Source organism: Jannaschia sp. L-14R (genome assembly GCF_056857695.1).
In genome coordinates, this window is the sequence record NZ_JBSXNP010000011.1 from 562,950 (window position 1) to 587,467 (window position 24,518).

The following is a 24,518-nucleotide window of genomic DNA, read 5'->3' on the forward strand; positions in this document are numbered from 1 at the left end:
GCCCGGTCCGTTTTTCTGCGGTCCGTCTGAACTCAGGACTTCCACCAACGGCGCGGCTCGACATTCTCGGGCTTCATATCGGCCGGAACCTGACGCGCGACGTCATAGATCGTCTGGTAGGTGTCCATGCCACCGGCCCAGCCGTTCAGACGCTCGCGCCACTGCGCCCAAGGCTCGGGATTGAACTCGGGGGAGCACATTTCTTCGGCCATCCTGATCTGGTCGTCGGCCAGGAAGGCCACGCGCACATCGTTTTCGGCGAAGATCGTGCCCGGCAGGACCGGATCGCTGAAGCCGACGGTCTTGACGAGTGCGGCCTCGTTGGCGGCCTGCACATGAACCTGCGCCAGGTAAGACGATTCCAGGACCGCATCCTGAAGCTCACCGCCCAGGGCGTCGAACTTGGAGGCGGACATCGACGTATGCTCGGTCCCGCAGAAGAACCTCAGGTCGACCGACTGCGACACGACCGGCGACATGTTGGCGTAGGCCACGGCCGAGGCCCAGGTCTCCGCCCCGTCGATCAGGCCCTGCTTCAGACCGTCGAGCGTTTCTTCCCATGCGACCGGAACCGGGTTCAGGTTCAGAAGCTCCATCGCGATGCGACCCAACTGGGTGCCCGTGACGCGGTTCTTGGTGCCGAACAATTCTTCCAGTTTGGTGACTGTCGGCTTGTCGGCAAAGCTGGAACCCATCTGCATGCCGCGCAGTTCTGCATGCGAAAACAGGAATTTCAGCCCGTGGCGTTTCTCCAGCGGGTCGCGCAGGACGGACACCGATTCGGGCGAATACAGGAAATGATACTGCGAGGCCCGGCCCGGGAACATGTAGGCATAATCCAGCACGTTCAGGTAAGGCGCACCGCCAGCCGAGTTCTGGGTCGAGGCCGCATACATGTCGACGATGCCAGACTGGGTCTTCTCGACACAGGATGTCTGACCACAGATCTGGTTGTCGCCAATGAACTCGACCCTGATTTCGCCGTCGGTGCGGCTTTCAAGATCGCGGGCAAATTCAAGTACACCCGCGCGTTCGATCAAGAGGTTGCGCGCATTGAATCCGGCCGCGCCCAGTTTGAATGTATGCTTCGCTTCCTTGGCGAAGCGCTTTTCATAGGTCGATTCAGCGGCGCGGGCGACGTCTCCCAAAGTCACGGCACCTGTCAGGGCCGAGGCACCCAGAACGACGGATGACAGGCCATATTGGCCCGACAGTTTGAACAGATCACGGCGGGATATCCCGCTCAGAGCGTTGGACGCTTTCATATTAATCCTCCCTTAGATTGCAAATATGATACTTGCAGTCTCATTATTCAGCATTCTAAACTCCGCCTGACAAGCTTTTCTTTCGTGATCGGGCATGCATCCGGTTCAAAATATGAGTTGGGGATTTATCCGATGGCGGAACAGATTGCAGATTATGTCGTCATAGGAGGCGGCTCCGCAGGGTGCGTGCTTGCAAACCGCTTGTCGAAAGATCCGAAGAACAAGGTGATTCTTTTGGAGGCGGGGGGCCGCGACTGGAATCCCTGGATCCACGTGCCGGTCGGATATTTCAAAACGATGAACAATCCCTCGGTGGACTGGTGCTACCACACGGAACCCGACCCCGGCCTGAATGATCGGTCGATCTCCTGGCCGCGCGGCAAGGTTCTGGGCGGGTCGTCGTCGCTGAACGGGTTGCTCTATGTGCGCGGACAGGCCGAGGATTACGATCGCTGGCAACAGATGGGCAACAAGGGCTGGGGCTGGGACAGCGTCCTGCCGCTCTTCAAGCGCTCCGAACATCAGGAGCGGGGGGCCGACGACCATCACGGGTCCGAGGGCGAACTCTGGGTGTCGAACATGCGTCTGCAACGGCCGATCTGCGACGCCTGGGTCGCGGCGGCGCAGAACGAAGGCTATCCCTTCAACCCCGACTACAATGGCGCCTCGCAGGAAGGGGCCGCGTATTTCCAGCTGACCACCAAGAAGGGCCGGCGGTGTTCGGCAGCAGTGGCCTTCCTGAATCCTGTCCGGTCGCGCGACAACCTGACAATCGTCACGAACGCGGCTGCGACGCGGCTGATCCTGGAGGGCAAGCGCTGCACCGGGGTCGTCTATCGGGACCGTTCCGGCAAGGAGCATATCGTAAAGGCGGGACGGGAAGTCGTCGTCTCAGGCGGGTCGATCAACTCGCCGCAACTGCTGATGCTGTCGGGCATCGGCGAGGCCGCGCAGTTGCAGGAACATGGCATCGAGGTGCAGGCCGACCTGCCCGGTGTCGGCAAGAACCTGCAGGACCATCTGCAGGCCCGGCTGGTGTTCAAATGCAACGAGCCGACGCTGAACGACGAGGTTCGGTCGCTGGTCGATCAGGCGAGGATCGCGTTGAAATACGCACTGTTCCGGTCCGGTCCGATGACGATGGCGGCTTCGCTTGCGACCGGGTTCTTCAAAACCGGAGAGCATGTGGCGACGCCAGATATCCAGTTCCACGTGCAACCGTGGTCAGCGGATTCTCCGGGCGAAGGGGTGCATCCCTTTTCAGCGTTCACGATGTCGGTCTGCCAGCTAAGGCCCGAAAGTCGGGGTGAAATCCGGTTGGCCAGCAGCGATGCCGGGGTCTACCCGCGGATCATTCCGAAATACCTGTCCGAGGAAACCGACTGTCGCACGATTGTCGAGGGTGTGAATATCGCCCGACGCATCGCGCGCAATGCGCCGTTGACCGACAAGATATCCGAGGAATTCCGGCCCACGAAAGACCTGTCTCTCGACGATTACGCGGGCACGCTGGACTGGGCGCGCAGCAACTCGGTCTCGATCTATCATCCGACCGGCACCTGCAAGATGGGGTCGGGTCCTGGGGCCGTGGTCGATGACCGTCTGCGGGTGCATGGCATCGCGGGCCTGCGCGTCGCGGATTGTTCGATCATGCCGGAGATCGTGTCGGGCAACACAAATGCGCCCGCGATCATGATCGGAGAAAAGGCCTCGGATCTGATCCTGGAGGACCAGCGGGCCAGTGTCTGAGACCAGCGGATTCGACGGGTGATCCACGGGTGATCCACGTCGGATATATGTCCGACGTTCGGGCGATGTTCAGCGCGCCTCCATCGCGATCAGGGTCGCGTTGCCGCCCGCCGCCGTCGTGTCGGTCGAGACCACGACTTCCTCGACGAAGCGCGTCAGATAGAGCGGACCGCCCGCCTTGGGTCCTGTGCCCGACAATCCGTGGCCACCGAAGGGTTGCGATCCGACGATGGCGCCGATCTGGTTGCGGTTGACATAGACATTGCCCGCCGTCGCCCGCGCCGTCACATGGGCGATGGTCGCGTCGATGCGGGAGTGCAGCCCGAAGGTCAGGCCGAAGCCGGACGCCGCGATTTCGTCCAGCACGCGGTCGATCTGACCGGCCTTCCAGCGTTTGACATGCAGGATCGGACCGAAGATTTCCTGCGTCAGTTTCTCGTCGCGGCCCAATTCGATGATGGTGGGCGGAAGGAACAGACCGTCGGGCGCGTCCCCCTGCCAGATCGGATTGTGCGCGGCGATATGGTCGGTCAGGCGCGACAGGGCGTCGGCGTCGATGATCGGGCCGACGTCGGTGGCCGGATCCATGGGGTCGCCCAGCGTAAGGGTTGCCGCGGCACCCTGGATCATCTCCAGCATCCGGTCGGCGACATCTTCCTGCACATAAAGGATGCGACAGGCCGAGCAGCGCTGCCCGGCAGAGCGGAAGGCCGAGGCCACGACATCGCGTGTCACCTGTTCCGGCAGGGCGGTCGCATCGACGATCATCGCATTCACGCCGCCGGTTTCCGCGATCAGCGGCACGATGGCCCCGTCCCGGTCCGCCAGCGCGCGGTTGATCGCCTTGGCCGTCGCGGTAGAGCCGGTGAAGGCAACGCCGGCCAATGCCGGATGCGTCATCAACGCCTGTCCGACCTCGACCCCGCCGGGGGCAAGGATCAGCGCGTCTTCCGGCACGCCCGCGCGATGCAGCAGGGCCACGGCCTGCGCGGCGATGCGCGGGGTCTGCGGCGCGGGTTTGGCGACGACGGCATTGCCGACCGACAGCGCGGCAGCGGTCTGACCGAGGAAGATGGCAAGCGGGAAGTTCCACGGCGCAACGGTCACGAAGACGCCCCGCCCGCGCGCCTGCCAGCGGTTCGCCTCGCCGGTGGGACCGGGCAGGATGCGGGGGGTGCAGATGGCTTCGGCCTCGTCCGCGTAGTAGCGCAGGAAGTCGACGGCTTCGCGCAATTCGGCCACGCCATCGTCGATGGTCTTGCCCGCTTCGCGCGCCAGGGTCGCCATCAGGGCCGCACGGTTGTCTTCGAGAAGATCGGCGGCGCGGCGCAGGGCGGTGGAGCGGGTCGCGACGGGTGTATCCCGCCAGAGCGGCGCAGCCCTGGCGGCGCGTGACATCACGGCGTCGATCTGCCCGGCAGTCAGAGGCTTCACTTCCGGCGCTTCGGGTGCGTTGCGCATCGCGGTGGCGAGGGCGGTCAGCTCGTCCCGCGCGCCCCATTCCACACCGTCGGAATTACGGCGGCCACCGAACAGCGCTCCGGGCAGCGCGATGCGCGGGTGGCGCGGCGTTTCGGCCAGATCGGTCGGGAATTCCAGAACGTCGTCGACCGGCACATCCTTGTCCCCGGCCATGGCGACGAAGGATGTGCTGGCCCCGTTTTCCAGCAAGCGGCGGACCAGGTAAGCCAGCAGATCGCGGTGTCCACCGACCGGCGCATAGATCCGGCAGGGCACGTCGGTTTCGCGGATGACGGCGGCATAGAGAGATTCGCCCATGCCGTGCAGACGCTGAAACTCGAACCCTGGCCCGGCTTTCGGGGCATCGCCCGCCATGGTCATGATCTGCGCGATGGAGAGCGCGTTGTGAGTGGCGAATTGCGGATAGAGATGCGGGCGCAGCGCCAGCATCCGCTTGGCGCAGGCGAGGTAGTTCAGATCGGTGACCGCCTTGCGGGTGAAAACCGGGTAATCGGCGTGGCCCTCGACCTGAGCGTGTTTGACCTCCGTGTCCCAATAGGCACCCTTGACCAGCCGCACCATCAGGGTCTGGCCGTGGGTCCGGGCCAGTTCGCCCGCCCAGTCGATGACCGCCAGCGCGCGCTTGCCATAGGCCTGGATCGCGAGGCCGAAGCCATTCCAATCGCGGAAGGCATCGTCGGCGAAGGCGGTCTCGATCACGGCGATGGAAAGCTCCAGCCGATCCTGCTCTTCGGCATCGATGGTCAGGTTCAGGTCATGGGCCTTGGCGCGTTTGGCCAGATCGCGCAGCACGGGGACGAGGTCGCGCAGAACGGCGTCCTTGTTGCGCGGCTCGTAGCGGGGGTGCAGCGCGGACAGCTTGACGGAAATGCCGGGCCGAAACGGCAGGGGGCGGTTGCCGGCGGATTTGCCGATCGCCTCGATCGCATCGGCATAGGACCTGGCGTAACGGGTGGCATCGGCGCGGGTGCGGGCCCCCTCGCCCAGCATGTCATAGCTGTAGAGCGCGCCCTTGGCCTCCATTTCGCGGGCGCGCTTGAGGGCGGATTCAATGGTCTCGCCCAGCACGAACTGGTGGCCCATGAAACGCATCGCCTGACGCACGCCGGCGCGGACCGCGGGGGCACCGATGCGCCGGGTCAATCCGCCCAGCACGCCGGGAACGGTATCGCCGGGCCGCAACAGGCGATTGGACAGACCGAGGCCCCAGGTCGCGACCGACACCAGCCAGGCGTCCGAGGGTTCGTGCCCGTCCCAGTCGCCCGCACCGATCTTGTCGGCGATCAACGCGTCCTGGGTGCCTTGGTCGGGCACCCGCAACAGCGCTTCGGCCATCGCCATCAGGGCCAGGCCCTCGCGGGTCGACAGGTCATAGTCGCGCAGAAAGTCCTCCAGCCCCCCGATCCGGGTGCGGGCGCCGCGAATAGCCCCGATCAGATGTTCCGCATGGGCGCGTGTCGTCGGGGCGACCCTGGCGAACGGCATCAAGGATGCGATCAGCGATTCGTCGGCAGGGGCATAGGGGGCGGCGAAGGGCATGGCAGTCTCCGGTTTCCGTGCGATGCCCCCGAATACGCCGCTTCTGGATGCGGTTTTCACCAAAGATCAGGGACAGGCGGGCATTCTTCCGATAGATCGCCTTTGAAACATCAAATACACCGAGAAATCCAATGCAATTCGACCGGCACGACCGCAATATTCTCGAAATCCTGCAGGCCGACGGGCGAATCGCAATGACCGCATTGGCGGACCGGATCGGCCTGTCGCCGAACGCCACGGCAGAACGGATGCGGCGTTTGCAGCGCGACGGTGTGATCGCCGGGTTTCGGGCCGTGCTGTCGCCCGCCGCGTTGGGGCGCGGTCTGACCGCCTTCGTCGAGGTCAAGCTGGATCGCACGTCGTCGGATGTCTTCGACGACTTCGCCAAAGTGATCCGGCGGATGGACGGGGTCGAGGATTGCCATATGGTCGCGGGCGGTTTTGATTACCTGCTCAAGACACGGCATCGCGACATGGCCGCCTATCGCGCGTTCCTGTCCGAGACGCTGCTGGAGCTGCCGGGTGTGCGCGAGACGCGGACCTATGCAGTGATGGAAGTCGTGGTCGAGCATGCCGCGCTGCCGCTGCCCAGAAGTGTCGGGTGAGTTTCATCAAATCTAAGGGAAATCCGACGGATAGAGGCATTGCGCGTTAAGCAGCGGTTAAGGTCGGGTGCCTAGCAGGGTCACAGCCATGAATGGCGACCAAAGGCCGACCGACACGTTCCGGGGGGTCAGGACAGAATGTCGATCAGTTCGCGAAAGCGGATGTAACGGGCCTGCGAAGCAGGCGCATTCAAAGGAATACAGCCATGTCCAGCATTCTGACCAACAACGGCGCGATGGTCGCGCTTCAGACCCTGCAAACCGTCAACAAGAACCTGGGGACGACCCAGTCCGAAATCTCGACCGGCAGAAAGGTCGCGAACGCCAAGGACAACTCGGCCGTGTGGGCCATCTCGAAGCAGATGGAATCAGACGTTCAGGGCTTCAAGTCGATCCAGGAAAGCCTCGCGCTGGGCGAATCCACGGTGTCGGTGGCCCGCAACGCCTCCGAAACGATCACCGACCTGCTGACCGAAATCAAAGGCAAGATCGTCGCCTCGCAGGAAGAGAACGTCGATCGATCCAAGATCCAGACCGATATTGCGGCCCTGCGCGATCAGATCGGATCGGTCGTCGGTGCCGCGCAGTTCAACGGGCTGAACCTGCTGTCCAACAAAAGCAACGAGGCCGGATCGGGCTCCGTTAATATCCTGTCGTCTCTGGACAGGTCGGGCTCCACGGTGAAGTCCAGCGACATTACCGTCGGCAAGCAGGACCTGGGCACGGAAGCCGCTGTTCTGGGCGCGACGGCCGTCGGTGCGGCGAACGACCTGCTGAGCGTCTCGGGCGCATCTGCGGCCGCAGCGGGCGGCAACGTGACCGTGTCCTTCACGGCAGGCGGTGCCCAGGCGGGTGCGAGCTACAGCGTTTCGCTGACTGGCGTCGGTGGGCAGGAGATTGGAACGAGCGCCACCACCTTCTCCTATGTTGCACGTGACGGCGATACCGAAACGGATGTCAGCAACGCGATCTTCGACAAGATGACAGCCTTCGCCACAGAAAACGAACTGGCGGACACGGCCTTCACCCGGAACGCGACAACGGGTGCCATCACCGTCACGAACAATGATGCCACTGCCGCGAATACGATCACCGTGGCACGCGCAGAAACCCTGGACGGCACTGCCGAAGGTGGGCTGGCCGCACTGTCCGATGTGGATGTGACCAGCCAGAACGGCGCGAATTCCGCGTTGAGCAACATCGAGAGCCTGATCCAGACCTCGATCAACGCGGCTGCATCCTTCGGTTCGGCGCAAGGGCGGATCGAAACACAGAAGGATTTCATCTCGAAGCTGTCGGACTCGCTGACGACAGGCATCGGTGCGCTGGTGGATGCCAATCTCGAAGAAGCCTCGGCACGCTTGCAGGCCCTGCAGGTCCAGCAGCAGCTGGCGACCCAGTCCCTTTCGATTGCCAATCAGGCACCGCAGTCGATCCTGTCGCTGTTCCGCTGATCTGAACACGCCCGCTCCGGTATCCTCCGGGACGGGCGCTCGGACCTTGGCGCGAAGCGCCGGACCTTCGTGCGCGGCACTTCCGTGCATCCCACGAAGCTCGCTAAAAGTGAGATACTGTACCCATGGGATATCCCCAATACGCGGCAACCGCCTATGCCGCCCTCGACGCTTCAATCACATCGCCCGGACGGGCCGAGGCCCTGGTCTTCGCCAAGGTCACACGCCGGATGGAACAGGTCTTTGCCGACGAAGCGGCGACCGCCACTGCGCGCGTCTCGGCCCTACACGACAACCGGCGGCTCTGGCAGGCTGCGGCCATCGCCTGCGCGGATGACACGAATATGATGCCCGCAGAACTGCGCGCCAGTCTCATCAGTCTGGCCGGTTTCGTCGATCGCCATACCAGCGAAGTGCTGAACGGGTCCGCCAGGCCTTCCGTTCTGTGCGAGATCAATCGTCGCATTGCTTCTGGCTTGTCGTCGGGGGCCGCTTGATATGGCGGGGCTGATGTTGAAATTCCCGGCCGGCGACCGCATCGTCGTCAACGGAGCGGTGATCGAAAACGTCGGCCGCGGCGCTCGTCTGCGCCTGCTGACACCCGAAACGCAGCTGCTCCGCCTGCGCGATGCCATTGATCCTGCGGCGGCGGTCACGCCGGTCGGGCGGCTGGCTCATTCGGTTCAGATGATGCTGATCGGCGAGTTGTGCCCCGCCGATGCCCTGCCGGATCTGGTCGCGGCGCTCGCGCCTCTGCGCCATGCCTTCGTCGACCCCGAAGATCGCGCCTGCATCGACGCGTTGCGCCAACATCTGCAGGATGGGCAGTTCTATCAAGCCCTTCGGCATCTCGGTCGGTTGCGCCGAAAGGAGGCGGTGCTGCTTGCCGTCGCCAGGACGTGAGTTTTCAACCTTTCGTTCCGACCGGCGGCCTGTCGGGGTGGCGGTTCCTGCAGAACACGATCGAGACGCAGCGGAAGGCCCATGGCGAAGGTGTCGCACTGCAGCGCGACCTTGCCTATTTTCGCGATAACATCGGCAAGATCGATACGGCTGAAGCTCTGGTAGGCGACTACCGCCTTCTGTCGGTGGCGCTGGGCGCCTTCGGCCTGAGCGATGATATCGGCAGCAAATTCCTGATCCGGCGCGTTCTGGAAGAGGGAACGCTTGAGCCTGATGCGCTGGCAAACAAGCTGTCGGACAAACGGTACCGCGATCTTTCCCGTGCCTTCGGGTTCGGCGATTTTCCGGTGCCCAGCACCAAGATATCCACCTTCGCCGACAAGATCGAAGCCCGCTACCGCGATCAGGCGTTCGAGACCGATATGGGCCAGACCAGCGAAACGATGCGCCTCGCGCTTTATGTGCAACGCGAACTTCCTGCGCTCGCCGCGGGCACGGGATCGAACCGCACGAAGTGGTTCACGATCATGGGGATCGCGCCAATCCGTCAGGTCATGGAAACGGCCATGGGGCTGCCGTCGTCCTTTGCCACGTTGTCGCTCGACAAGCAGCTGGAGACATTCCTCGAGCGATCCCGCTCGATTTTCGGCACCGATCAAATCGACGATCTTGCCAGTGACGGAGCCCTGGGACGGGTTCTCGACAGGTTCACCGTACTCGACGAATCGGATACCTCCCTGACGGTATCGTCGCCCGCATTGGTACTGCTGCGCGGGTTCTGACATTCCGTCTTCGATCGCGGGTCAGGTCCGGACGATGCGGCAGATCGGCCAAACGGCCAGCCTCTCTGCGCTTTTTTCCGTTCCTGCGCTTCGGTATCGTGAAATTGCGCTTGATCAAGATGCCGCAGATCGCGCCATGCTGCGTGTCGGTCGAACGGAACATGCGCAGGACCGGCTACCTCGCAAGCCGATGCCAGGATTGGCAGAAACCTTTCCAGAGTTCGCGATACAGCCGCCGCATCGCCCCTTCCCTTTGGTCCGCCATACCCGCACGGCATGCCCGGTTTTCGCGATGCCGCAGGTCAAGGGTCGGTCGTTGTCCCGCGCCCTGCGTGGCAGGCGGTGGATACGGGAGCCAGAAGTTTCGCGGGTCAACGCGGACCGCAGCCGGATGGTGCCAATTCCGATGCGCCAGGACCCAGCCGCCAAGGTCCGCATCTGCATCGCCCTCTGTGCAGGCGAACGATCCGGCAGACCAGTAGAGGAGCCTGCACGCTATCCTTTCTTCGCAGGCCGCCAGCCAACCGTCACACCGTCTGGTATCAGAAAGTCCGGGCTGAAAAATATCGGCCGCTTGGCGTCTTGCGGGACAGCGGACACGGGGGAGTCGAGAACTTATCAATCCTGCCGTCCGTTAGGGCATTCGTTTTCTGCGGGGATCATGATCGTGTCCAGATGTCACAGGTGGGGCCGGTTTCCATCCATTCCTGTCGTTCGTCGGCAGGGGCCTCGGATAAGATATTGCCGTGACGCGCGATGTGCCCGACCGGCAGCCTGAGTGATGTCAGCGACGTTTTCCCGGCCATGCAGTCCGGTCTGACGGCCCCGTTTGCAGTGTTGAAGGGCGTGAACCCGAAACGGGATCGAGATGGGTCAAACCGATTCGCCGTGCTGGCCGTCATCCGCCCGGACCGGCATACGATCGTCCGAGCAATCCGGCGAGCAGGCGAAAGCCGTCGGTCGAGCGGGTCAGACCCTGCGCCGAGAATATGTCGTTCAGACGCGGTATCAGGGCGACGGCACGGTCGATATCGGGACTGGACCCGAGTTCATATAGGCCCGAGCTGACCATCAGATCGCTTCGGTCGTGAACGGCGAGAAGCTGGCGGGTTTCGGCGATCAGTGCGTTTTCTTCGGCATTCGCCGCAGCCGGCAGGCTGCGCGAGATGGACCGAAGGACGTCGATGGCCGGGAACCGCCCCGCCTCCGCGATGTCACGGGACAAAACGACGTGGCCATCCAGCTGTCCGCGCACGATATCGGCGACCGGCTCCTCCATGTCCGAACCGGCGACAAGGACCGAAAAGACCGCCGTGATGTCGCCCTGCACTGCGCTGTCCGGCTGATCTTCCCCCGGTCCGGCCCGTTCGCAGAGCGAAGCCAGAAGCGGTGTCAGACTGGGGGGATGGCCCCGCAGGGACGTCGCCTCGCCTGCGGCACTCGCGACTTCGCGATGGGCTTCGGCCAGGCGGGTCAGGCTGTCGCAAAGAAAAAGGACGTGTCGCCCCCGATCGCGGAAATGTTCGGCCACGGCCAGCGCCGAGAAAGCGCACCGGCGGCGGGTATTGGCGGGCATGTCCGACGTTGCGACCACCACGATGGTGCGGGCCATCCCTTCGGGTCCGAGGACGGTGCGAACGAAATCCGACACCTCCCGCCCGCGTTCGCCAACCAGGGCGAGAACGCAGATATCCGCCTCCATCGTTCGCGCGAGACTTCCCAGAAGGGTCGATTTGCCGACGCCCGACCCGGCAAACAGACCGATCCGCTGCCCTTTTGCGATCGGCAGCATCGTATCGAGAACGGCGAAACCTGTGCACTGCCGGTGCCCCATGCCACGTCGGCGCGCGGGGGCCGGCGGAGCCGCGCGCAGCGGCACGGAGAAGCCGGATGCCAGAGGCATGTCGTCCAGCGGTTGACCGAAGGGATCGACGATTCGTCCGATCCAGCCCTCGTGCGGGTTGATGCGTGGCGTCCCTGACGGTCGCACCGGAAGGCCGATCCGCAAACCGTCGGACGCCGCATAAGGAGTCGCCCAGAGGCTATCGCGGTCCAGCCGCGAGACTTCGGCCCGCCGGAGCGTGCCGCCTGCGTCGTGAAACAGAAGCTCATCGCCCAGGATCGCGTGGTCCGACAGGCCTTCGACGCTGAACCCCGAAGGGTCCAGCCGGGCAATCCTGCCTTGCGGGAAGCTGCGATCCAGGAAGGCAACCTGTGCCCGAAAGGATCCGAACGGATCGCCGTCGGGAGCGTCCTTGGTATGGATCATGGTGCGTCTCCGAAGTGTTGTTGAAACGATTTCTAAAGGAATCAGTCTTAAGGCTTCGTTTCACGGACGACGAAGGAGTTGCCCCTGTGAACGAGATGCCCGCCATTTTCGGCCTTGCCGCCGGTGCCGCCCGGCATGCGGCCAATCGCCAGGCCGTGATCGCCACGAACGTGGCGAACGCCGACACACCGGGCTTTCGCGCCCGCGACATGGCGCCATTTTCGGTCGACGACGGATTTGCACCGCGCCGGACGCGGCCGGATCATATGTCCGGGCCGGGCACCGCGGCGCGATCTTATGAAATGCGCGATGTCGCAGCCGATCCGAACGGCAATTCCGTCGATCTGGAGGATCAGGTCATGCGCGGACTAGAGGCGGCGCGCATGCACGACCGGGCGCTGACCGTATATCGCAGCAGCCTCGACCTGATGCGCGCCGCGCTGAACCGGAGGTAGCCCATGGCCGAATTCTCAGACGCTTTAGGAGTGCTGTCGAGCGGAATGCGCGGTCAGAGCCAACGCCTGCGCCACATCGCCGAAAATATCGCCAACGTCGATACGCCCGGCTATCGCCGCAAGACCGTGGAGTTTCGCGCCGAGGTCGAGCAGGGGCGCCGCACGGGCGGGATTGAAACGGGACCGGTGCAACTCCGCCGTGGAGAATTACCCCGCATCAACGACCCCGCACACCCGATGGCGGACGCGGAGGGCTATTACGAAGGGTCCAACGTGGAGCTGGTCACCGAACTGGCCGACGCCCGCGAAGCCCAGCGAAGTTATGAAGCCAACCTCAAGATGTTCGAACAGGTGCGGCGCATGTCGACGCAACTGATGGATATTCTCAAACGCTGACAGACGCAGACCGAACCACCGAAATCAGGAGGCCAGAATGGACCTTAATCCGATCCTTGCGGGACTGGGCGGAACGCCCGCGCCCAAGACCAATGCCGCGACCGAAGCAATGTCGGGTTTCACCGACATGCTGCGTCAGGCCGAACAGCAGGCGGAAGCCGCCATAACAGGCAGCGCAGACCCCCATGCGCTGGTAACGGCGCTGGCCGAGGGGCAGATGGCCGTCGATACGGTTGTCACGATCCGTGACAAGGTCGTCGAAGCGTATCAGGAAATTCTGCGGATGCCGGTCTAGACCGATGTCCGAGCTTATTTTCTTCGACACCCTGCGCCAGGGCCTCTGGGTCGCAGTCCTGATTTCGGCTCCGATTCTGGGTGTGGCGCTGGTCGTCGGACTGGCCATCGGGCTGTTGCAGGCGCTGACGTCGATACAGGAAATGACTTTGACCTTCGTGCCGAAAATGGCGGCCATCCTTGGTGTTTTCTGGGCGACGATGGGGTTCATGACACTGACGCTGGGCCGCTATTTTACCGACACGCTCGTGCCCATCATACAGGGGTTCTGACATGGCCGACGGTATCTATCCGACGCTCGGTCGACAGGCCGGTCTGCTGCGCGAAATGGACGTGATCGCGCAGAATATCGCGAACGCGAACACCACCGGCTATCGCGCCGAAGGCCTGATCTTTTCGGAGTTCGTGATCGCGGGCGACGGCGCGCCATCGGTGTCCTTCGCCTATGCCAACGGGCGCCAGACCCGGTTCGATCAGGGCGGCCTGGAGCAAACGGGCGGCACCTTCGACCTGGCAATCGAAGGCGAGGGGTATTTCCTCGTCGAAGTCGACGGCACCCCGCATCTGACCCGCGCAGGGGCCTTTCTGTCCGGTCCGGATGGCGGTCTTCGGACAGCCGAAGGCCACCCTGTTCTGGATGCGGGCGGAGCTCCGATATTCATCCCCACGGATGCGCGCGCCATATATGTCGGCGGCGACGGCACCCTGTCCGCCGATGGCCAGCCGATCGGTCAAATCGGCGTCGTCACACCCGAGGATGCCGGTGCGATGACCCGACGTGCTGGCACGATGTTCGCCACCGACGGCTTCCAGCCAGTCGAAAGCCCGGCCGTGAAACAGGGGTTTCTGGAATCGTCCAACGTCAACCCGGTGATCGAGATCGCACGGATGGTCGCCGTGCAGAATGCCTACGAGATGGGACAAGGCTTCATGGACCGCGAACACGAACGGATGCAGTCGATGCTGCGCCTGATGGATCAATAGGGAGGCACCCATGCGTGCACTGAGTATCGCGGCGACCGGCATGGCCGCGCAGCAAACAAGGGTGGAGGTCATTTCCAACAACCTCGCCAACATGAACACCACTGGCTATAACGCCCGCCGGGCCGAGTTTGCGGACCTTCACTATCAGCAGGTTACCCGCGCCGGATCGATAAACTCCGCGACCGGCGCGATCGTGCCTGCAGGTGTGCAGCTGGGTCTGGGCGTTCGCCCGACCGCCGTCACCATGGAGGTGGCGCAGGGCGCGCTGGGTCAGACCGGCGGCGACCTGGATCTCGCCATCGAGGGGCGTGGCTATATCGAGGTCACGCTTCCCTCGGGCTCTGCCGCCTATACCCGCGATGGTGCGCTCAAGCGCACCGGCGATGGGCTTCTGGTCACGTCGGACGGCCACCCGGTCGTGCCGGACATCACGATACCCGACGATACCCGGTCGATTTCAATCAACCCCGAGGGCGAGATATATGCCTATTTCATCGACCGGACCGAGCCGGAACTTCTGGGTCAGCTGACCCTCGTCGGGTTCACCAACGAAAAGGGACTCGAAGCGCTCGGGTCCAATCTCTACTCGGAGACCGGCGCATCGGGCGCTCCGCTGGTCGGCTTTCCGGGCGAAGACGGGCTGGGCTTCTTCCGCCAGGGATATCTGGAGGACAGCTCGGTCGACGCAGTGCGGGAAATCACCGAACTGATCGAAGCACAGCGTGGCTATGAAATGAACGCCAAGGTCATCACGGCGGCGGATCAGATGATGTCGGCAACGACACAGATCCGATGATCCGTATCGCGATCCTGTTGCTGCTGACGGCTGGCCCGGTTGCCGCCGAGTCGGTCATGGCCGTCCGCGCGATCCGCGCGGGGACTGTGCTGACGGCCGACGACCTGGGCTTTGTCGATACCGATGCGCCCGACGGGTTTCTCGACCCACGCGACATCATCGGGTTGGAGGCGCGGGTGAACCTTTATCCGGGCCGCCCGATCCAGACCCGCGATGTCGGTCTGCCGACGGTGGTACAGCGCAACATGATCGTACCGCTCGTGTATCGACGCGGCAGCCTGACCATCACACTCGACGGGCGTGCCCTGTCGCGCGCAGGCACCGGCGAACCGGTGCGCGTAATGAACCTTTCTTCCCGATCGACGGTTACCGGGGTTGCCACCGCAACCGGTTCCGTCGTCGTCAACTGATCTGAGAGCGGAGCCTTTCCATGAAGCCCTTTCTGCCTGTCCTCGCGATATTCGTCTTGCTGTCTGCCTGCGGAAAAATTGCCGACGTGGGCCAGGCACCGGAGTTGACGCCCGCCGTCCAAAGCGCGGAACATCTGGCAATGACAGCACCGCAACCCGTCGACATTCTGGCGCAACGCGATCCGCTGCGGGCGGCGTCGCTCTGGACCGGCGACCGTCAGTCGCTTCTGGGTGACAGGCGGGCGGGCGGGCGTGGCGACATCCTGACCGTCGTGGTCGAGATCGACGAACGCGCCGAGATCGACAATGCCACCAACCGGTCGCGCAGCGGATCGGAGTCGCTGCAGATCCCCGATTTATTTGGCCTGCCACAGGCCGTTCAGGACAGTCTGCCCGATGGATCAAGCCTGGCCAGTGCGGTCGGGACATCGTCGCAAAGCGCGTCGAACGGCTCCGGCGGGGTTCGTCGAAAAGAGCGACTGACCCTGCGCGTCGCCGCGACGGTTGTCGATGTGCAGCCCAATGGCGTGCTGCGGATCGAGGGCCGCCAGGAGGTGCGCGTGAATTTCGAACTTCGCGAGATGCTGGTGACCGGCTACGTCCGACCCGAGGACATTTCGCGCCAGAACGAGATCACATATGACAAGATCGCGGCGGCCCGTATCTCCTATGGGGGACGTGGCCAGATCACCGATGTGCAGCAACCGCGATACGGACAGCAGGTGGCCGACATCCTGCTGCCGTTCTGATGATGGCGAAGATCCTCGCCCTGTTCGCGATCGCCCTGTCGCTTGTCGGGGGGGCGGCTGCAGGTCACTTTCTGAAACCCGTGGCAGACAATGCAGACGAGAGCGAGGCCGTGCCGGAGCAGCCCAAGGCGCTGGACGCCGTGGCGACACTGCGCGAAGCTTTTGTTGTCCCGATCCTGCGCGATGGTCAGGTCTGGAGCCATGTCATCCTGAGCCTGGGCGTGGCATCGGACAACACCGGGCAGGAAGATATCCTGTTGCGCGAACCCGTGCTGCGCGACGGTCTGACCGAGGCCTTGTTTCTTCATGGGAGTCTCGGGGGATTCGATGGAAATTTCACGGACCCCGTCTCGATGCAGCGTCTGCGGTTGCGTCTGGACGATGTTCTGCGTGAGCGTCTGGACGATGAAACTGCCCGCGTCCTGATTTCTTCGGTTACGCGCCAATCAAGCTGATACGGCCAAGCCGACACGGCGCCGCGTAACAATCATCGCGCTGCCGTCATCGCTTTTTGCTGAGCTTCTCGAGGACTGCGTTGCGCGCGGTATTCCGTGCATGCACCTCACGCTGGGGCTGGGCCACGGCCTGGAGGCGCGCCACCTGCATGTTGAGTAAGGTAATCTGCTGGGTCCGCCAGCGATGCCAACGATCCCGCATCACTGCCTCGGTGATGGAAACGGGTGCCGCCGGAGCCGCCCGGCGCAGATCGGCCGCCTTCCCCTCCAACGTGTCGATCAGCGATTGTATACGCGCCAGCCGGGCGGCGGATTTCTCCGCCGTCAGACCGGCCAGCTGACACAGAACCACAAGATCGGTCTTGTCCGTCATGTCTCGTCCCTGCCCGACAGGGCTCGGGCGAACCGGACCGCAGCCGCGACGGCGGCAAAATGTTCGCGATCAATCGCTTCTCCGACCTCAACCGTGGCATGAAGCGCCCGCGCAGTTGGTGGATCGCTGAAGATCGGAATGTCTGCCTGGGCCGCTGCTTCGCGGATGCGCGCAGCGGCGTGGTCGACCCCCTTGGCGAGGCAAACCGGGGGTGAAGGGTCCATGGGCGACCATTTCAGGGCAACGGCATAATGCGTCGGGTTGACGACGATCACCGTAGCATCCGGCACATCCTGAAGCATCTGGTTCAGCGCGATTTCCTGTGCTTTCTGCCGTCGCTGGGCTTTCAACTGCGGATCGCCTTCGGATTGCTTCATCTCGTCCAGAACCTCCTGCCGGGTCATACGGTTCTTGGCCATATGGGTATGGCGTTGCCAGGCATAATCGATGGCGGCGATGGCACCCGACACGATCACGACAACAACGACGAATTTGGCCAGGAGGTCGGTCATCATGGCGGGAATCGCCCGCGGGTCGCCCGCCGCCGCCGCGATGAAACGGTCCGCGTGGCGCAGCAGGAACCAGACCATCAGACTGCCGAACAGGATCATCTTCACGGCGGATTTGAAGAACTCGAACAATCCGCTGGGACCGAATTTGTTCTTGGCATTCGACAGGATGGAAATGCGCGAGAGCTTGGGCGCAAGCTTGGACGGCGCAACGACGATGGCGCGTTGCGCGATCAGAACGACGATGACAAGCGTGACCGAGGGGGAAACGATCAGGCCGATCGCGATCAACCCCTCCAGCATGACGTCGGCGGAGCGACCCGGACCACCGGACGCCAAAGGGGCGGACAGCGCCTCGGCATCCTGCAACAGGCTGCCACCCAGATCCGCCAGTCGCTGACCAACGTCGGGCGCAACCACGATCAGCGCGAGAAGCGCGCCCAGATATCCGGCCCAACTTGCCAGGTCCTGCGATTTGACGAGCTCGCCTTTGCGGCGCGCCTCGTCCAGCTTCTGCGGCGTGGCCTCGTGACTGCGTTCTGCGCCGTCGTCCTTGCTCATGGCATTCCGCCGCCGATGGGATCCGCCAGAACGGCGACCATCGTGGTTTTCCAGACTGTCAGGATCAAGGGTGCGGCCAGAAACAACAGAACCGCGCTGGCCCCGGTGATCGCAGGTGCGCCTACCAGGGCAACCATCAACTGGGGCATCGCCCGATTTATAACACCCATCGCCGCGTTGTAGATCAGGGCGGCCAGGGCAAAGGGAGCGGCCATGGCAAAGGCCAGCCCGAAGGCCTGGGACGCGCGAGTGACGACCCATCCGGCAACATCGTCCCCGGGCATGGCCAGGCCCTGTGGCAGCACGTCATAGCTGCGCATCAGCATCTCGATCAGCATCATCGGCAACCCCGACGCCATCAGGAGAGCCAACCCCGCCATGTTCAGCAGGTTGCCGATGGCCGATGATGGCTCGACGTTTCCGAACAGCTGCGAAAGCGACGTCAATTGCGCCGCCATCATCCCGGCCATGGTCAGGGCGGCAGCGATGAACCGCAGGACCGTTCCGAGAGCGAAGCCCACTGTCAGTTCGACGGCGACAAGGTCGGGCGTGACCGCCGCAGGTACGGGAACAGACGGCGCGATGGCGGCCGACAGGGCGAAGCCCACGACCAACCGGATACGCATGGGGATCAGGCGGTCACCGAAGCCCGGCACGACCAGCATCAGACCACCGACACGCAGGAATACCGCGAACAATTGCGACAGGAGCGGCAGCGCCGCGTCGTGCAGCGCCAGCGCGGCCTCGATCATGCGGCCACTGACCCTAAGATCGCCGGCGTAGTGGCTGGCCCGATTTCCTCATATGCGATGACGGGGTTCGGCAGGCCGCGGGCGGCCATGATGTCATGGACGAAGCGGCGGCGGCGGGCTGATGTGACAATTGCCGCATGATTGCCCTGTTCCGCCGCCTGTCCGATGCTTTGAGCCAGCCCGATGGCCAGCTTCTGAAACATGTCCGGAGGCAGCGCGACGTCGCCGCGACCCGTCGCGCCATCAAGCTGATACCGTTCGAACGCAGCCTCCCAATCCGGGGAAAGCTGGATCAGCGGCAGCGTCCCGTCGGGGCGTTTCATCTCAGCCGTGATCTGTGCCGACAGGCGACGGCGAACGTGTTCTGCGATATCATCGGCTCCGTGCCCCGTCTCTCGCTGCTCGGCGATCGCCTCGATAATGACCGGAAGGTTTCGCACCGAAACGCGTTCGGCCAGCAGAAGGCGCAGAACCGAGAGCAGCAGTTCCGGTGAGACTTTCGACGGTACCAACTCCTCCAGCAGACGCCGGTTCGCGACCGCCTTTTCGGGCGAGGAAACCTTGGTAAAGGCGTCCAGCAGATGCTGCAAACCCTTGAGCCCCAGAAGGCGCGGGAAATTCGACTTGATGACTTCGAGCAGATGCGTGGCGAGAACTTCGCCCGGTGTCACAATGGTTTCGCCGATCAGATCAGTCGCCGCCGACGATGGAATCCACTTGGCCGGAGCACCGTATACCGGTTCTTTCACGGCTCGGCCCGGAACCCGTTCCGGTGTGCCTGCACCAGTCAGCATCAGAACGTGATCGCGCTCCAGCCGGTCACGGGCCGCTTCAACGCCTTGAATCAGAATGACATAGGTGCCTGCCGGCAGACCTTGATCGTCGGTCAGGCGGATTTCCGGCAGGATGATGCCGAACTTCTCGGCGATATGGTTTCGCAGCCCTGTGATCCGCGATTCCAGTCCGTTCGAGGGGTCAAGCGCCAGGTCAACAAGATCGAGCGCGAATTCGACGCGGATCTCATCCAGCGCCAGAACGTCCCCGATCTGCCGTTCGTTCAAGATCGGAGCGATGTCTTCCGGTGGCGGCGCCTCGGGTTTGGCCAAGGTACGAAACCGAATTGCCGCAGTACCCCCCAGAATAACGGCGCCTATGGTGAAAGGCAGAAAGGGCAAGCCGGGAACCAAGGCGAAAACCATCATGATCAGCGCTACAGTCCCAAGCGCGGCGGGATGACGGCCGATCTGTGCGGCGATGTCCTTGTCGACGGCCCCTTTACTGCCGCCACGCGCCAGCAAAAGTCCGGATGCAATCGAAATAATGACGGCTGGGATCTGCGACACCAGTCCGTCACCCACCGTAAGAATCGCATACGTTTCAACAGCCTGACCGATCGGCATGCCATGTGCGATCATTCCGGCGCTTAACCCCACGACAAGGTTGAGCAACGTGATCAGGAGGCCCGCGACGGCATCGCCCTTGACGAATTTCGATGCGCCATCAAGAGATCCGAAGAATGTCGTCTCGGCCAATTCAACCTCGCGGCGTCGCTTGGCTTCCTCATGACCGATGGCCCCTGCGGACATATCGCTGTCGATGGCAAGTTGCTTGCCCGGCATGCCGTCCAGCGCGAACCGCGCGCCCACTTCGGCCATCCGGGTCGCGCCTTTGGTGATGACCATGAAGTTTACGATCAGCAGTACACCGAACACCACAAGTCCCAACGCGACACTGCCACTCATTACGAAAGATGCGAATCCCTCGATCACGGATCCTGCGGCGTCGGTGCCGGTATGCCCCTGCCCGATGATCAGCTTCGTGGAAGAGACGTTGAGCGACAAACGCAACATTAGGGAAGCCAGCAGGATCGTCGGAAAGGCGGAAAAATCCAGCGGACGCTCGATAAACAGCGTCGTCGTGAAGATCAGGATCGCGATCGCGAAGCTGGCGGACAGACCGATATCGAGAACCCAGGACGGCATGGGTAAAATCATCATCAGGATGACGGCCATCAGAGCGAGGGCCATCATAGCCGTTGGTTGGAACATTGATCTCATGCAGTCATCCTGTCGGGCGAACGGCGATTTCCCGCTCTTACGCGCGTCTGGTTAACGCGGGGTTACGGCGACCGGACAAGCCGGGAGACGAGGTCCGAGAGAATGCGGCTTTCCGACAGAACCGCCTCGGCGGCAGCAAGGTCGGCTGGCGGCAAGTCGCTTGCGTTGCGGGATACGATTGCCTGCGCCAACCGGTTCCGATCGGTCCATATTTCGACTGGCGCGGCGGCGAGCATCGCCATATTCCGCGAGAGCCATGGGTCGACATCCGCTAGCGGGAGGATGGCCTCGGTCGGAACAAAGTCCTGTGTGGGTGGATCGTCGTCCGCGAACCGTCGGGCGATCTCGGGCAGGTCGAGATTCGCAAACATGGCCTGGGCCTTCTGCCGCGCGATAGGAAATGCAGTCAGGTGCGGTCGCAGCCGTACGACAAATTCGGCAGCTTGGGAGGGTGAGAGATGTCGCAACGCGAGGTCGAGAATGTCGGAGGCGGATGCATCCCCATTCGCAACCATCGCGACGGCTTCGCCGGGTCTGCGCGCAACCACTAACGTCTCCGCCAGCAAAACATCCAGTTGATCACGCAACGGCCCGTCAGGGATCGATGGGCGGAGCGCCAATGCGTTACCGATCTGCAGATCAGGTGCAGCAATGCCTTTCGTCAGGGCGCGTGCGAGAATTTCGATCGTGGCCTCGATGGCAGCAATGTCTGTACCGGCAGCCCGCACGCTCGGTGTGGATGCGTCGACCGTATCGTCCTGTGCGGGCCCCAGACCTACCAAAACCTGCGATGAGTTCACCTCTCCGAGCGCGGCCTCGAGCCTGTCTCGCAAGTCGCGCCAGCGATCCGTCGGCATGCCATCGAGAAAACCCGTCACGGCGGGCAAATCTGTCCGATCCCAGTCCGAAGGCCCCTCAAGGGACAAAAGCGCGATCACGGCAGTTGCAGGGCCGCACCCTGGGTCGGGAACCGGGCCACCGGGGTTCGGAATACCGTCCAGCGCTGCGGCAATAGTGGAAAGGGCCGTTTGATCGATTGAATTGGTTGATGCGATCTGCAGCGCTTCGGCCCCCCACCCGATGGCAAGGTAAATATGCGACAACCGGATGACCGCGGACCGGTCAAGTACGTCACCGCCGTCGAGCAACAGCCCGATCTGTGCACCAAGCGATTGCAGTGCCTCGGCCGGGTCCTGATGCAGAGTTTCAGCTGCAAGTGCTTCGATCGGGCAGGCCTGGGCGCTCTGGGTGTCGCCCTTCGATTTCGTGTCGATCAGCGTCAGGGGAACGTTTCCGAGGGGATGAAATCGTATTTGTGGCGGACCGGATGTGTCGGCGACCGCAATCTGCGCGTCGGCAACGGTCGGACCCATGGGCTCCGAGAATGTCGGGCCCGTCAAGTTGCGGGGCGGCAGGACCAGCGGCAAAAGTCGCTGACGGGGCTTAGCGGGTAAGACTGCGCGATTCGCTTCCAGGCGGCGATCTCCGGCAGGCAATGGCGGTCCGTCTCCGACGTCGACGACGATATGCCCCGAAGCGATCTGGCTGATGTCGACAGGACACTCGCAGCCAAGAGTCAGGATCAGCTTTCCTGTCGTGAATACAGCTTCCCGCAGTCGGTCGCGGGGGATGAAATCGAAGACCCGAGCCAGGTCGAGATCGGGCGCGCCTTCCGAAAAGATGATTTCCACGCGCGATGGCGTTGGTCTTTCCTGACGCCATGTCCGACCGGGTTTGTCCGGAAAAACCAGCCTGCTGAAGGTTGCGTGTTCACCGGATTGAACCGACGCGGTTTCGGCGGACAGAGGATATGCTCCGCCAAATCCGATCAGGACCATGACGACAATCATACGTATCATGCGGCCCTCCTCGCCTTTATGGCTTCTTCGAGTTCGGAATAGCTGGGCCGCATGTGGGTCGGTGTCGACTGACGCCCGACCTCGATGCAGATGTTGGTCGCGTGGTTATGCAGGTTGGCGACCAGGACATCCTGAATCAGGGAGTAGAAATGAGCGTCCTGCTCGCAGATCGCCTTCAAGCGGATGGCGAAAGGTCCGACGATGCCATATGCGAGGAACACGCCGAGAAATGTGCCGACGAGGGCACCGCCGATCAGTTTTCCCAGAACTTCCGGAGGTTGGTCGATGGATCCCATTGTCTTGATCACGCCCAGCACGGCTGCCACGATGCCGAGGGCCGGAAGGCTGTCTGCCATCGACTGCAAGGCATGGCTGGAGTGCATCGAATGGTAGAGGTTTTCCTCCATCCGGCGACCCAACACGTCTTCGACCTGATGCGGATCATCATAGTTCATCGAAATGGCGCGCAAGGTGTCACAGATCATCGCGATCGCTTCGGCGTCTGCGATAATTCGGGGATACTCCTGAAAGACTGACGATTCGGCGGGATTCTCGATATGCTCTTCGAGGGCAACGGCATTCTGTCGTCCCAGACGAACCAGTTCGTACAGCAGACACAGCAGATCGCGGTAGTCGCCGGGCTTCCATTTGGGCCCCTTGAACACTTTCACGATGTCTTTGAGCGTATGCTTGATCTCGGGAATGCTGTTGCCCACCAGAAAAGCGCCGATGGCGGCCCCGCCGATCATGGTGATTTCATATGGCAAGGTCTTGAGGATGATGGCCATCTTGCCACCCGCCATCAGATAGCCGCCAAAAACCATGACGAAGATGAAGACGATACCTGCGACACCGACCATAGGACTACTCCTTTGCCGCGTTGGCATTGCGCCCGGCCATGATTACGCTGAGCGCATATGCCTTTTCCGGTGACAGGTTCGAAAACAGGGCAGAGGCCGCATCGGCGCTCATCCGGGTCAGAAAGCCTGCGGCAAATGCGGGCTCCATAGCCTCGAACAGGACGGCGGCTTCTTTTGGCTTCATGCCTTCGTAGACGCGGACCAGCTGGTCCACATCAGTATCCGCCGCCGTGCTGGATTGCTGCATCCGCGCGGCGAGCCTCTCTTCGGCTTCTGTCAGGCGGGCGAGCGCGCCTTCGATTTCCTGCCGGGCGACGGCGATATCCTGTTCCCGCAGCGCGACCGTCATCTCGCGGTTGGTAAGATCTTCGCCCCGTTGACCGATCTGGGTGATCAGCATCGATACCTCATCCGATGGCGGGCAGAGCAATGCGTTGCGGTCATAGGGTGCGTCGGTCGGATCAAGAGCTTCGTCGGGCAGACCGGCCAGGCCCGCCGACACAATTCGACTGAGCGCCGAGATCAGCAAAATGACGATCAGCGTTGTGATCGAGAGGCGCTTCACGTTGCGAATGAAGAACGCTTTCATCGGCCCCCCCTTCCGAAATCTATCGTTCTCGCGGCCCGGAAACTTGGCATGGGCTCGATGTCGACAGGCGAAACCGGATCCCGAAGCAGGCGATCCGATGCCTCCTCCTCGAGGTCTTCCAGACTGGCGAGAAGCATTTCCATCCGTCCGATCCGGTCGTCAGCCTTTTCCGTCGCTGCCGACAGAATTCTGGACCTGTCATTGCCCTGCGCCGATGCCGCTGCCGATGCGATCGAGGCCTTCAGGTCGTCGACCTGAAGCGACAGCGCCGCGATCGTTCCGCCCAGACCGGTGTCAATGTCGTTGAACGCCTTCAACCGCTGGCACAGAATGCGGCACCAAAGCGCCATGCCAAGGGTTGCGGCCACCAG

General features: G+C 62.9%; 26 protein-coding genes. 15 read left to right on the plus strand and 11 right to left on the minus strand.

The features are described 5' to 3' along the window. Window positions 1-32: 32 nt before the first annotated feature. Window positions 33-1,265 carry a TRAP transporter substrate-binding protein DctP gene (gene dctP, locus AC13C2_RS15510; RefSeq protein WP_339647000.1) on the minus strand — a complete coding sequence of 411 codons (1,233 nt, stop codon included), beginning with the start codon at window positions 1,263-1,265 and terminating at the stop codon, window positions 33-35. Window positions 1,266-1,397: 132 nt separating this feature from the next. Between dctP and AC13C2_RS15515 the strand changes: the two genes are divergently transcribed. Beyond that, the gene (locus tag AC13C2_RS15515; protein ID WP_474521154.1) at window positions 1,398-3,014 is read left to right on the plus strand and encodes a GMC family oxidoreductase; all 1,617 of its coding nucleotides are present in this window, start codon (window positions 1,398-1,400) and stop codon (window positions 3,012-3,014) included. 69 nt (window positions 3,015-3,083) lie between these two features. Here AC13C2_RS15515 and AC13C2_RS15520 read toward each other — a convergent pair whose 3' ends face one another. Beyond that, window positions 3,084-6,035 carry an L-glutamate gamma-semialdehyde dehydrogenase gene (locus AC13C2_RS15520; RefSeq protein ID WP_482887373.1) on the minus strand — a complete coding sequence of 984 codons (2,952 nt, stop codon included), beginning with the start codon at window positions 6,033-6,035 and terminating at the stop codon, window positions 3,084-3,086. A 131-nt stretch (window positions 6,036-6,166) separates the two neighbouring features. Here AC13C2_RS15520 and AC13C2_RS15525 point away from each other — a divergent pair, with 131 nt between their 5' ends. From AC13C2_RS15525 to AC13C2_RS15545, 5 genes are all read left to right on the plus strand, one after another. Further along, a complete protein-coding gene (locus tag AC13C2_RS15525; protein WP_482887374.1) occupies window positions 6,167-6,640 on the plus strand; it encodes an Lrp/AsnC ligand binding domain-containing protein in 474 nt (157 codons plus the stop codon). Window positions 6,641-6,846: 206 nt separating this feature from the next. Beyond that, window positions 6,847-8,094, plus strand: a complete 1,248-nt coding sequence (locus AC13C2_RS15530) for a flagellin N-terminal helical domain-containing protein (RefSeq protein ID WP_482887375.1) — start codon at window positions 6,847-6,849, stop codon at window positions 8,092-8,094. Window positions 8,095-8,219: 125 nt separating this feature from the next. Further along, complete coding sequence (gene flaF, locus AC13C2_RS15535) at window positions 8,220-8,591, plus strand: flagellar biosynthesis regulator FlaF (RefSeq protein ID WP_092759626.1); 372 nt, start codon at window positions 8,220-8,222, stop codon at window positions 8,589-8,591. A 13-nt stretch (window positions 8,592-8,604) separates the two neighbouring features. Beyond that, on the plus strand, window positions 8,605-8,997 hold the full coding sequence (locus AC13C2_RS15540; protein ID WP_482887376.1) for a flagellar biosynthesis repressor FlbT: 393 nt from the start codon (window positions 8,605-8,607) through the stop codon (window positions 8,995-8,997). Next, complete coding sequence (locus AC13C2_RS15545; protein WP_175495748.1) at window positions 8,994-9,779, plus strand: DUF1217 domain-containing protein; 786 nt, start codon at window positions 8,994-8,996, stop codon at window positions 9,777-9,779. Before AC13C2_RS15540 ends, AC13C2_RS15545 begins: the two co-directional genes overlap by 4 nt. An 898-nt stretch (window positions 9,780-10,677) precedes the next feature. Here the strand turns inward: AC13C2_RS15545 and AC13C2_RS15550 are convergent. Beyond that, window positions 10,678-12,048: a FliI/YscN family ATPase gene (locus tag AC13C2_RS15550; RefSeq protein ID WP_482887377.1), complete on the minus strand. Its 1,371-nt coding sequence runs from the start codon at window positions 12,046-12,048 to the stop codon at window positions 10,678-10,680. 95 nt (window positions 12,049-12,143) lie between these two features. On the opposite strand from AC13C2_RS15550, the gene AC13C2_RS15555 reads away from it, so the two are divergent. The 9 genes from AC13C2_RS15555 to AC13C2_RS15595 are packed head-to-tail and all read left to right on the plus strand — an operon-like array spanning window position 12,144 to window position 16,587. Next, on the plus strand, window positions 12,144-12,503 hold the full coding sequence (locus tag AC13C2_RS15555) for a flagellar basal body protein (protein ID WP_092761123.1): 360 nt from the start codon (window positions 12,144-12,146) through the stop codon (window positions 12,501-12,503). Window positions 12,504-12,506: 3 nt separating this feature from the next. Then, window positions 12,507-12,899, plus strand: coding sequence for a flagellar basal body rod protein FlgC (flgC, locus tag AC13C2_RS15560; protein WP_092759616.1), 393 nt, complete (start codon window positions 12,507-12,509; stop codon window positions 12,897-12,899). Window positions 12,900-12,936: 37 nt separating this feature from the next. Next, window positions 12,937-13,194 carry a flagellar hook-basal body complex protein FliE gene (gene fliE, locus AC13C2_RS15565; RefSeq protein ID WP_092759614.1) on the plus strand — a complete coding sequence of 86 codons (258 nt, stop codon included), beginning with the start codon at window positions 12,937-12,939 and terminating at the stop codon, window positions 13,192-13,194. 4 nt (window positions 13,195-13,198) lie between these two features. Further along, complete coding sequence (locus AC13C2_RS15570) at window positions 13,199-13,465, plus strand: flagellar biosynthetic protein FliQ (protein WP_092759612.1); 267 nt, start codon at window positions 13,199-13,201, stop codon at window positions 13,463-13,465. A gap of 1 nt (window position 13,466) precedes the next feature. Then, a complete protein-coding gene (locus tag AC13C2_RS15575) occupies window positions 13,467-14,177 on the plus strand; it encodes a flagellar hook-basal body complex protein (RefSeq protein ID WP_092759610.1) in 711 nt (236 codons plus the stop codon). 10 nt (window positions 14,178-14,187) lie between these two features. Further along, window positions 14,188-14,973, plus strand: coding sequence for a flagellar basal-body rod protein FlgG (flgG, locus tag AC13C2_RS15580; protein WP_092759608.1), 786 nt, complete (start codon window positions 14,188-14,190; stop codon window positions 14,971-14,973). After that, window positions 14,970-15,383 carry a flagellar basal body P-ring formation chaperone FlgA gene (flgA, locus tag AC13C2_RS15585; protein ID WP_092759606.1) on the plus strand — a complete coding sequence of 138 codons (414 nt, stop codon included), beginning with the start codon at window positions 14,970-14,972 and terminating at the stop codon, window positions 15,381-15,383. The genes flgG and flgA overlap by 4 nt, the downstream gene beginning before the upstream one ends. 20 nt (window positions 15,384-15,403) lie before the next feature. After that, window positions 15,404-16,132 carry a flagellar basal body L-ring protein FlgH gene (gene flgH / locus AC13C2_RS15590; protein WP_482887378.1) on the plus strand — a complete coding sequence of 243 codons (729 nt, stop codon included), beginning with the start codon at window positions 15,404-15,406 and terminating at the stop codon, window positions 16,130-16,132. Beyond that, window positions 16,132-16,587, plus strand: a complete 456-nt coding sequence (locus AC13C2_RS15595) for a hypothetical protein (protein ID WP_092759602.1) — start codon at window positions 16,132-16,134, stop codon at window positions 16,585-16,587. The genes flgH and AC13C2_RS15595 overlap by 1 nt, the downstream gene beginning before the upstream one ends. A gap of 46 nt (window positions 16,588-16,633) precedes the next feature. Here AC13C2_RS15595 and AC13C2_RS15600 read toward each other — a convergent pair whose 3' ends face one another. The 8 genes from AC13C2_RS15600 to AC13C2_RS15635 all read right to left on the minus strand — a co-directional run bounded on the left by AC13C2_RS15600 (window position 16,634) and on the right by AC13C2_RS15635 (window position 24,515). Then, the gene (locus AC13C2_RS15600) at window positions 16,634-16,960 is read right to left on the minus strand and encodes a hypothetical protein (RefSeq protein ID WP_092759600.1); all 327 of its coding nucleotides are present in this window, start codon (window positions 16,958-16,960) and stop codon (window positions 16,634-16,636) included. Then, the gene (locus tag AC13C2_RS15605) at window positions 16,957-18,030 is read right to left on the minus strand and encodes an EscU/YscU/HrcU family type III secretion system export apparatus switch protein (protein WP_092759597.1); all 1,074 of its coding nucleotides are present in this window, start codon (window positions 18,028-18,030) and stop codon (window positions 16,957-16,959) included. The genes AC13C2_RS15600 and AC13C2_RS15605 overlap by 4 nt, the downstream gene beginning before the upstream one ends. Next, a complete protein-coding gene (locus AC13C2_RS15610) occupies window positions 18,027-18,782 on the minus strand; it encodes a flagellar biosynthetic protein FliR (RefSeq protein WP_339645130.1) in 756 nt (251 codons plus the stop codon). The genes AC13C2_RS15605 and AC13C2_RS15610 overlap by 4 nt, the downstream gene beginning before the upstream one ends. After that, complete coding sequence (locus AC13C2_RS15615; RefSeq protein WP_482887379.1) at window positions 18,779-20,839, minus strand: flagellar biosynthesis protein FlhA; 2,061 nt, start codon at window positions 20,837-20,839, stop codon at window positions 18,779-18,781. The genes AC13C2_RS15610 and AC13C2_RS15615 overlap by 4 nt, the downstream gene beginning before the upstream one ends. 62 nt (window positions 20,840-20,901) lie before the next feature. Continuing rightward, window positions 20,902-22,698, minus strand: a complete 1,797-nt coding sequence (locus AC13C2_RS15620; protein WP_482887380.1) for a hypothetical protein — start codon at window positions 22,696-22,698, stop codon at window positions 20,902-20,904. Beyond that, a complete protein-coding gene (motA, locus tag AC13C2_RS15625; RefSeq protein ID WP_482887381.1) occupies window positions 22,695-23,558 on the minus strand; it encodes a flagellar motor stator protein MotA in 864 nt (287 codons plus the stop codon). The genes AC13C2_RS15620 and motA overlap by 4 nt, the downstream gene beginning before the upstream one ends. 4 nt (window positions 23,559-23,562) lie before the next feature. Further along, complete coding sequence (locus tag AC13C2_RS15630; RefSeq protein WP_474521164.1) at window positions 23,563-24,147, minus strand: MotE family protein; 585 nt, start codon at window positions 24,145-24,147, stop codon at window positions 23,563-23,565. Then, window positions 24,144-24,515 carry a hypothetical protein gene (locus tag AC13C2_RS15635; protein WP_482887382.1) on the minus strand — a complete coding sequence of 124 codons (372 nt, stop codon included), beginning with the start codon at window positions 24,513-24,515 and terminating at the stop codon, window positions 24,144-24,146. Before AC13C2_RS15635 ends, AC13C2_RS15630 begins: the two co-directional genes overlap by 4 nt. Window positions 24,516-24,518: the final 3 nt, after the last annotated feature.

Bases quoted from the DNA above. Each gene is read 5' to 3' on its own strand.
- dctP (WP_339647000.1), bottom strand. From the start codon at position 1,265: ATGAAAGCGTCCAACGCTCTGAGCGGGATATCCCGCCGTGATCTGTTC.
- AC13C2_RS15515 (WP_474521154.1), top strand. From the start codon at position 1,398: ATGGCGGAACAGATTGCAGATTATGTCGTCATAGGAGGCGGCTCCGCA.
- AC13C2_RS15520 (WP_482887373.1), bottom strand. From the start codon at position 6,035: ATGCCCTTCGCCGCCCCCTATGCCCCTGCCGACGAATCGCTGATCGCA.
- AC13C2_RS15525 (WP_482887374.1), top strand. From the start codon at position 6,167: ATGCAATTCGACCGGCACGACCGCAATATTCTCGAAATCCTGCAGGCC.
- AC13C2_RS15530 (WP_482887375.1), top strand. From the start codon at position 6,847: ATGTCCAGCATTCTGACCAACAACGGCGCGATGGTCGCGCTTCAGACC.
- flaF (WP_092759626.1), top strand. From the start codon at position 8,220: ATGGGATATCCCCAATACGCGGCAACCGCCTATGCCGCCCTCGACGCT.
- AC13C2_RS15540 (WP_482887376.1), top strand. From the start codon at position 8,605: ATGTTGAAATTCCCGGCCGGCGACCGCATCGTCGTCAACGGAGCGGTG.
- AC13C2_RS15550 (WP_482887377.1), bottom strand. From the start codon at position 12,048: ATGATCCATACCAAGGACGCTCCCGACGGCGATCCGTTCGGATCCTTT.
- AC13C2_RS15555 (WP_092761123.1), top strand. From the start codon at position 12,144: ATGCCCGCCATTTTCGGCCTTGCCGCCGGTGCCGCCCGGCATGCGGCC.
- flgC (WP_092759616.1), top strand. From the start codon at position 12,507: ATGGCCGAATTCTCAGACGCTTTAGGAGTGCTGTCGAGCGGAATGCGC.
- fliE (WP_092759614.1), top strand. From the start codon at position 12,937: ATGGACCTTAATCCGATCCTTGCGGGACTGGGCGGAACGCCCGCGCCC.
- AC13C2_RS15570 (WP_092759612.1), top strand. From the start codon at position 13,199: ATGTCCGAGCTTATTTTCTTCGACACCCTGCGCCAGGGCCTCTGGGTC.
- AC13C2_RS15575 (WP_092759610.1), top strand. From the start codon at position 13,467: ATGGCCGACGGTATCTATCCGACGCTCGGTCGACAGGCCGGTCTGCTG.
- flgG (WP_092759608.1), top strand. From the start codon at position 14,188: ATGCGTGCACTGAGTATCGCGGCGACCGGCATGGCCGCGCAGCAAACA.
- flgA (WP_092759606.1), top strand. From the start codon at position 14,970: ATGATCCGTATCGCGATCCTGTTGCTGCTGACGGCTGGCCCGGTTGCC.
- flgH (WP_482887378.1), top strand. From the start codon at position 15,404: ATGAAGCCCTTTCTGCCTGTCCTCGCGATATTCGTCTTGCTGTCTGCC.
- AC13C2_RS15595 (WP_092759602.1), top strand. From the start codon at position 16,132: ATGATGGCGAAGATCCTCGCCCTGTTCGCGATCGCCCTGTCGCTTGTC.
- AC13C2_RS15600 (WP_092759600.1), bottom strand. From the start codon at position 16,960: ATGACGGACAAGACCGATCTTGTGGTTCTGTGTCAGCTGGCCGGTCTG.
- AC13C2_RS15605 (WP_092759597.1), bottom strand. From the start codon at position 18,030: ATGAGCAAGGACGACGGCGCAGAACGCAGTCACGAGGCCACGCCGCAG.
- AC13C2_RS15610 (WP_339645130.1), bottom strand. From the start codon at position 18,782: ATGATCGAGGCCGCGCTGGCGCTGCACGACGCGGCGCTGCCGCTCCTG.
- AC13C2_RS15615 (WP_482887379.1), bottom strand. From the start codon at position 20,839: ATGAGATCAATGTTCCAACCAACGGCTATGATGGCCCTCGCTCTGATG.
- AC13C2_RS15620 (WP_482887380.1), bottom strand. From the start codon at position 22,698: ATGATACGTATGATTGTCGTCATGGTCCTGATCGGATTTGGCGGAGCA.
- motA (WP_482887381.1), bottom strand. From the start codon at position 23,558: ATGGTCGGTGTCGCAGGTATCGTCTTCATCTTCGTCATGGTTTTTGGC.
- AC13C2_RS15630 (WP_474521164.1), bottom strand. From the start codon at position 24,147: ATGAAAGCGTTCTTCATTCGCAACGTGAAGCGCCTCTCGATCACAACG.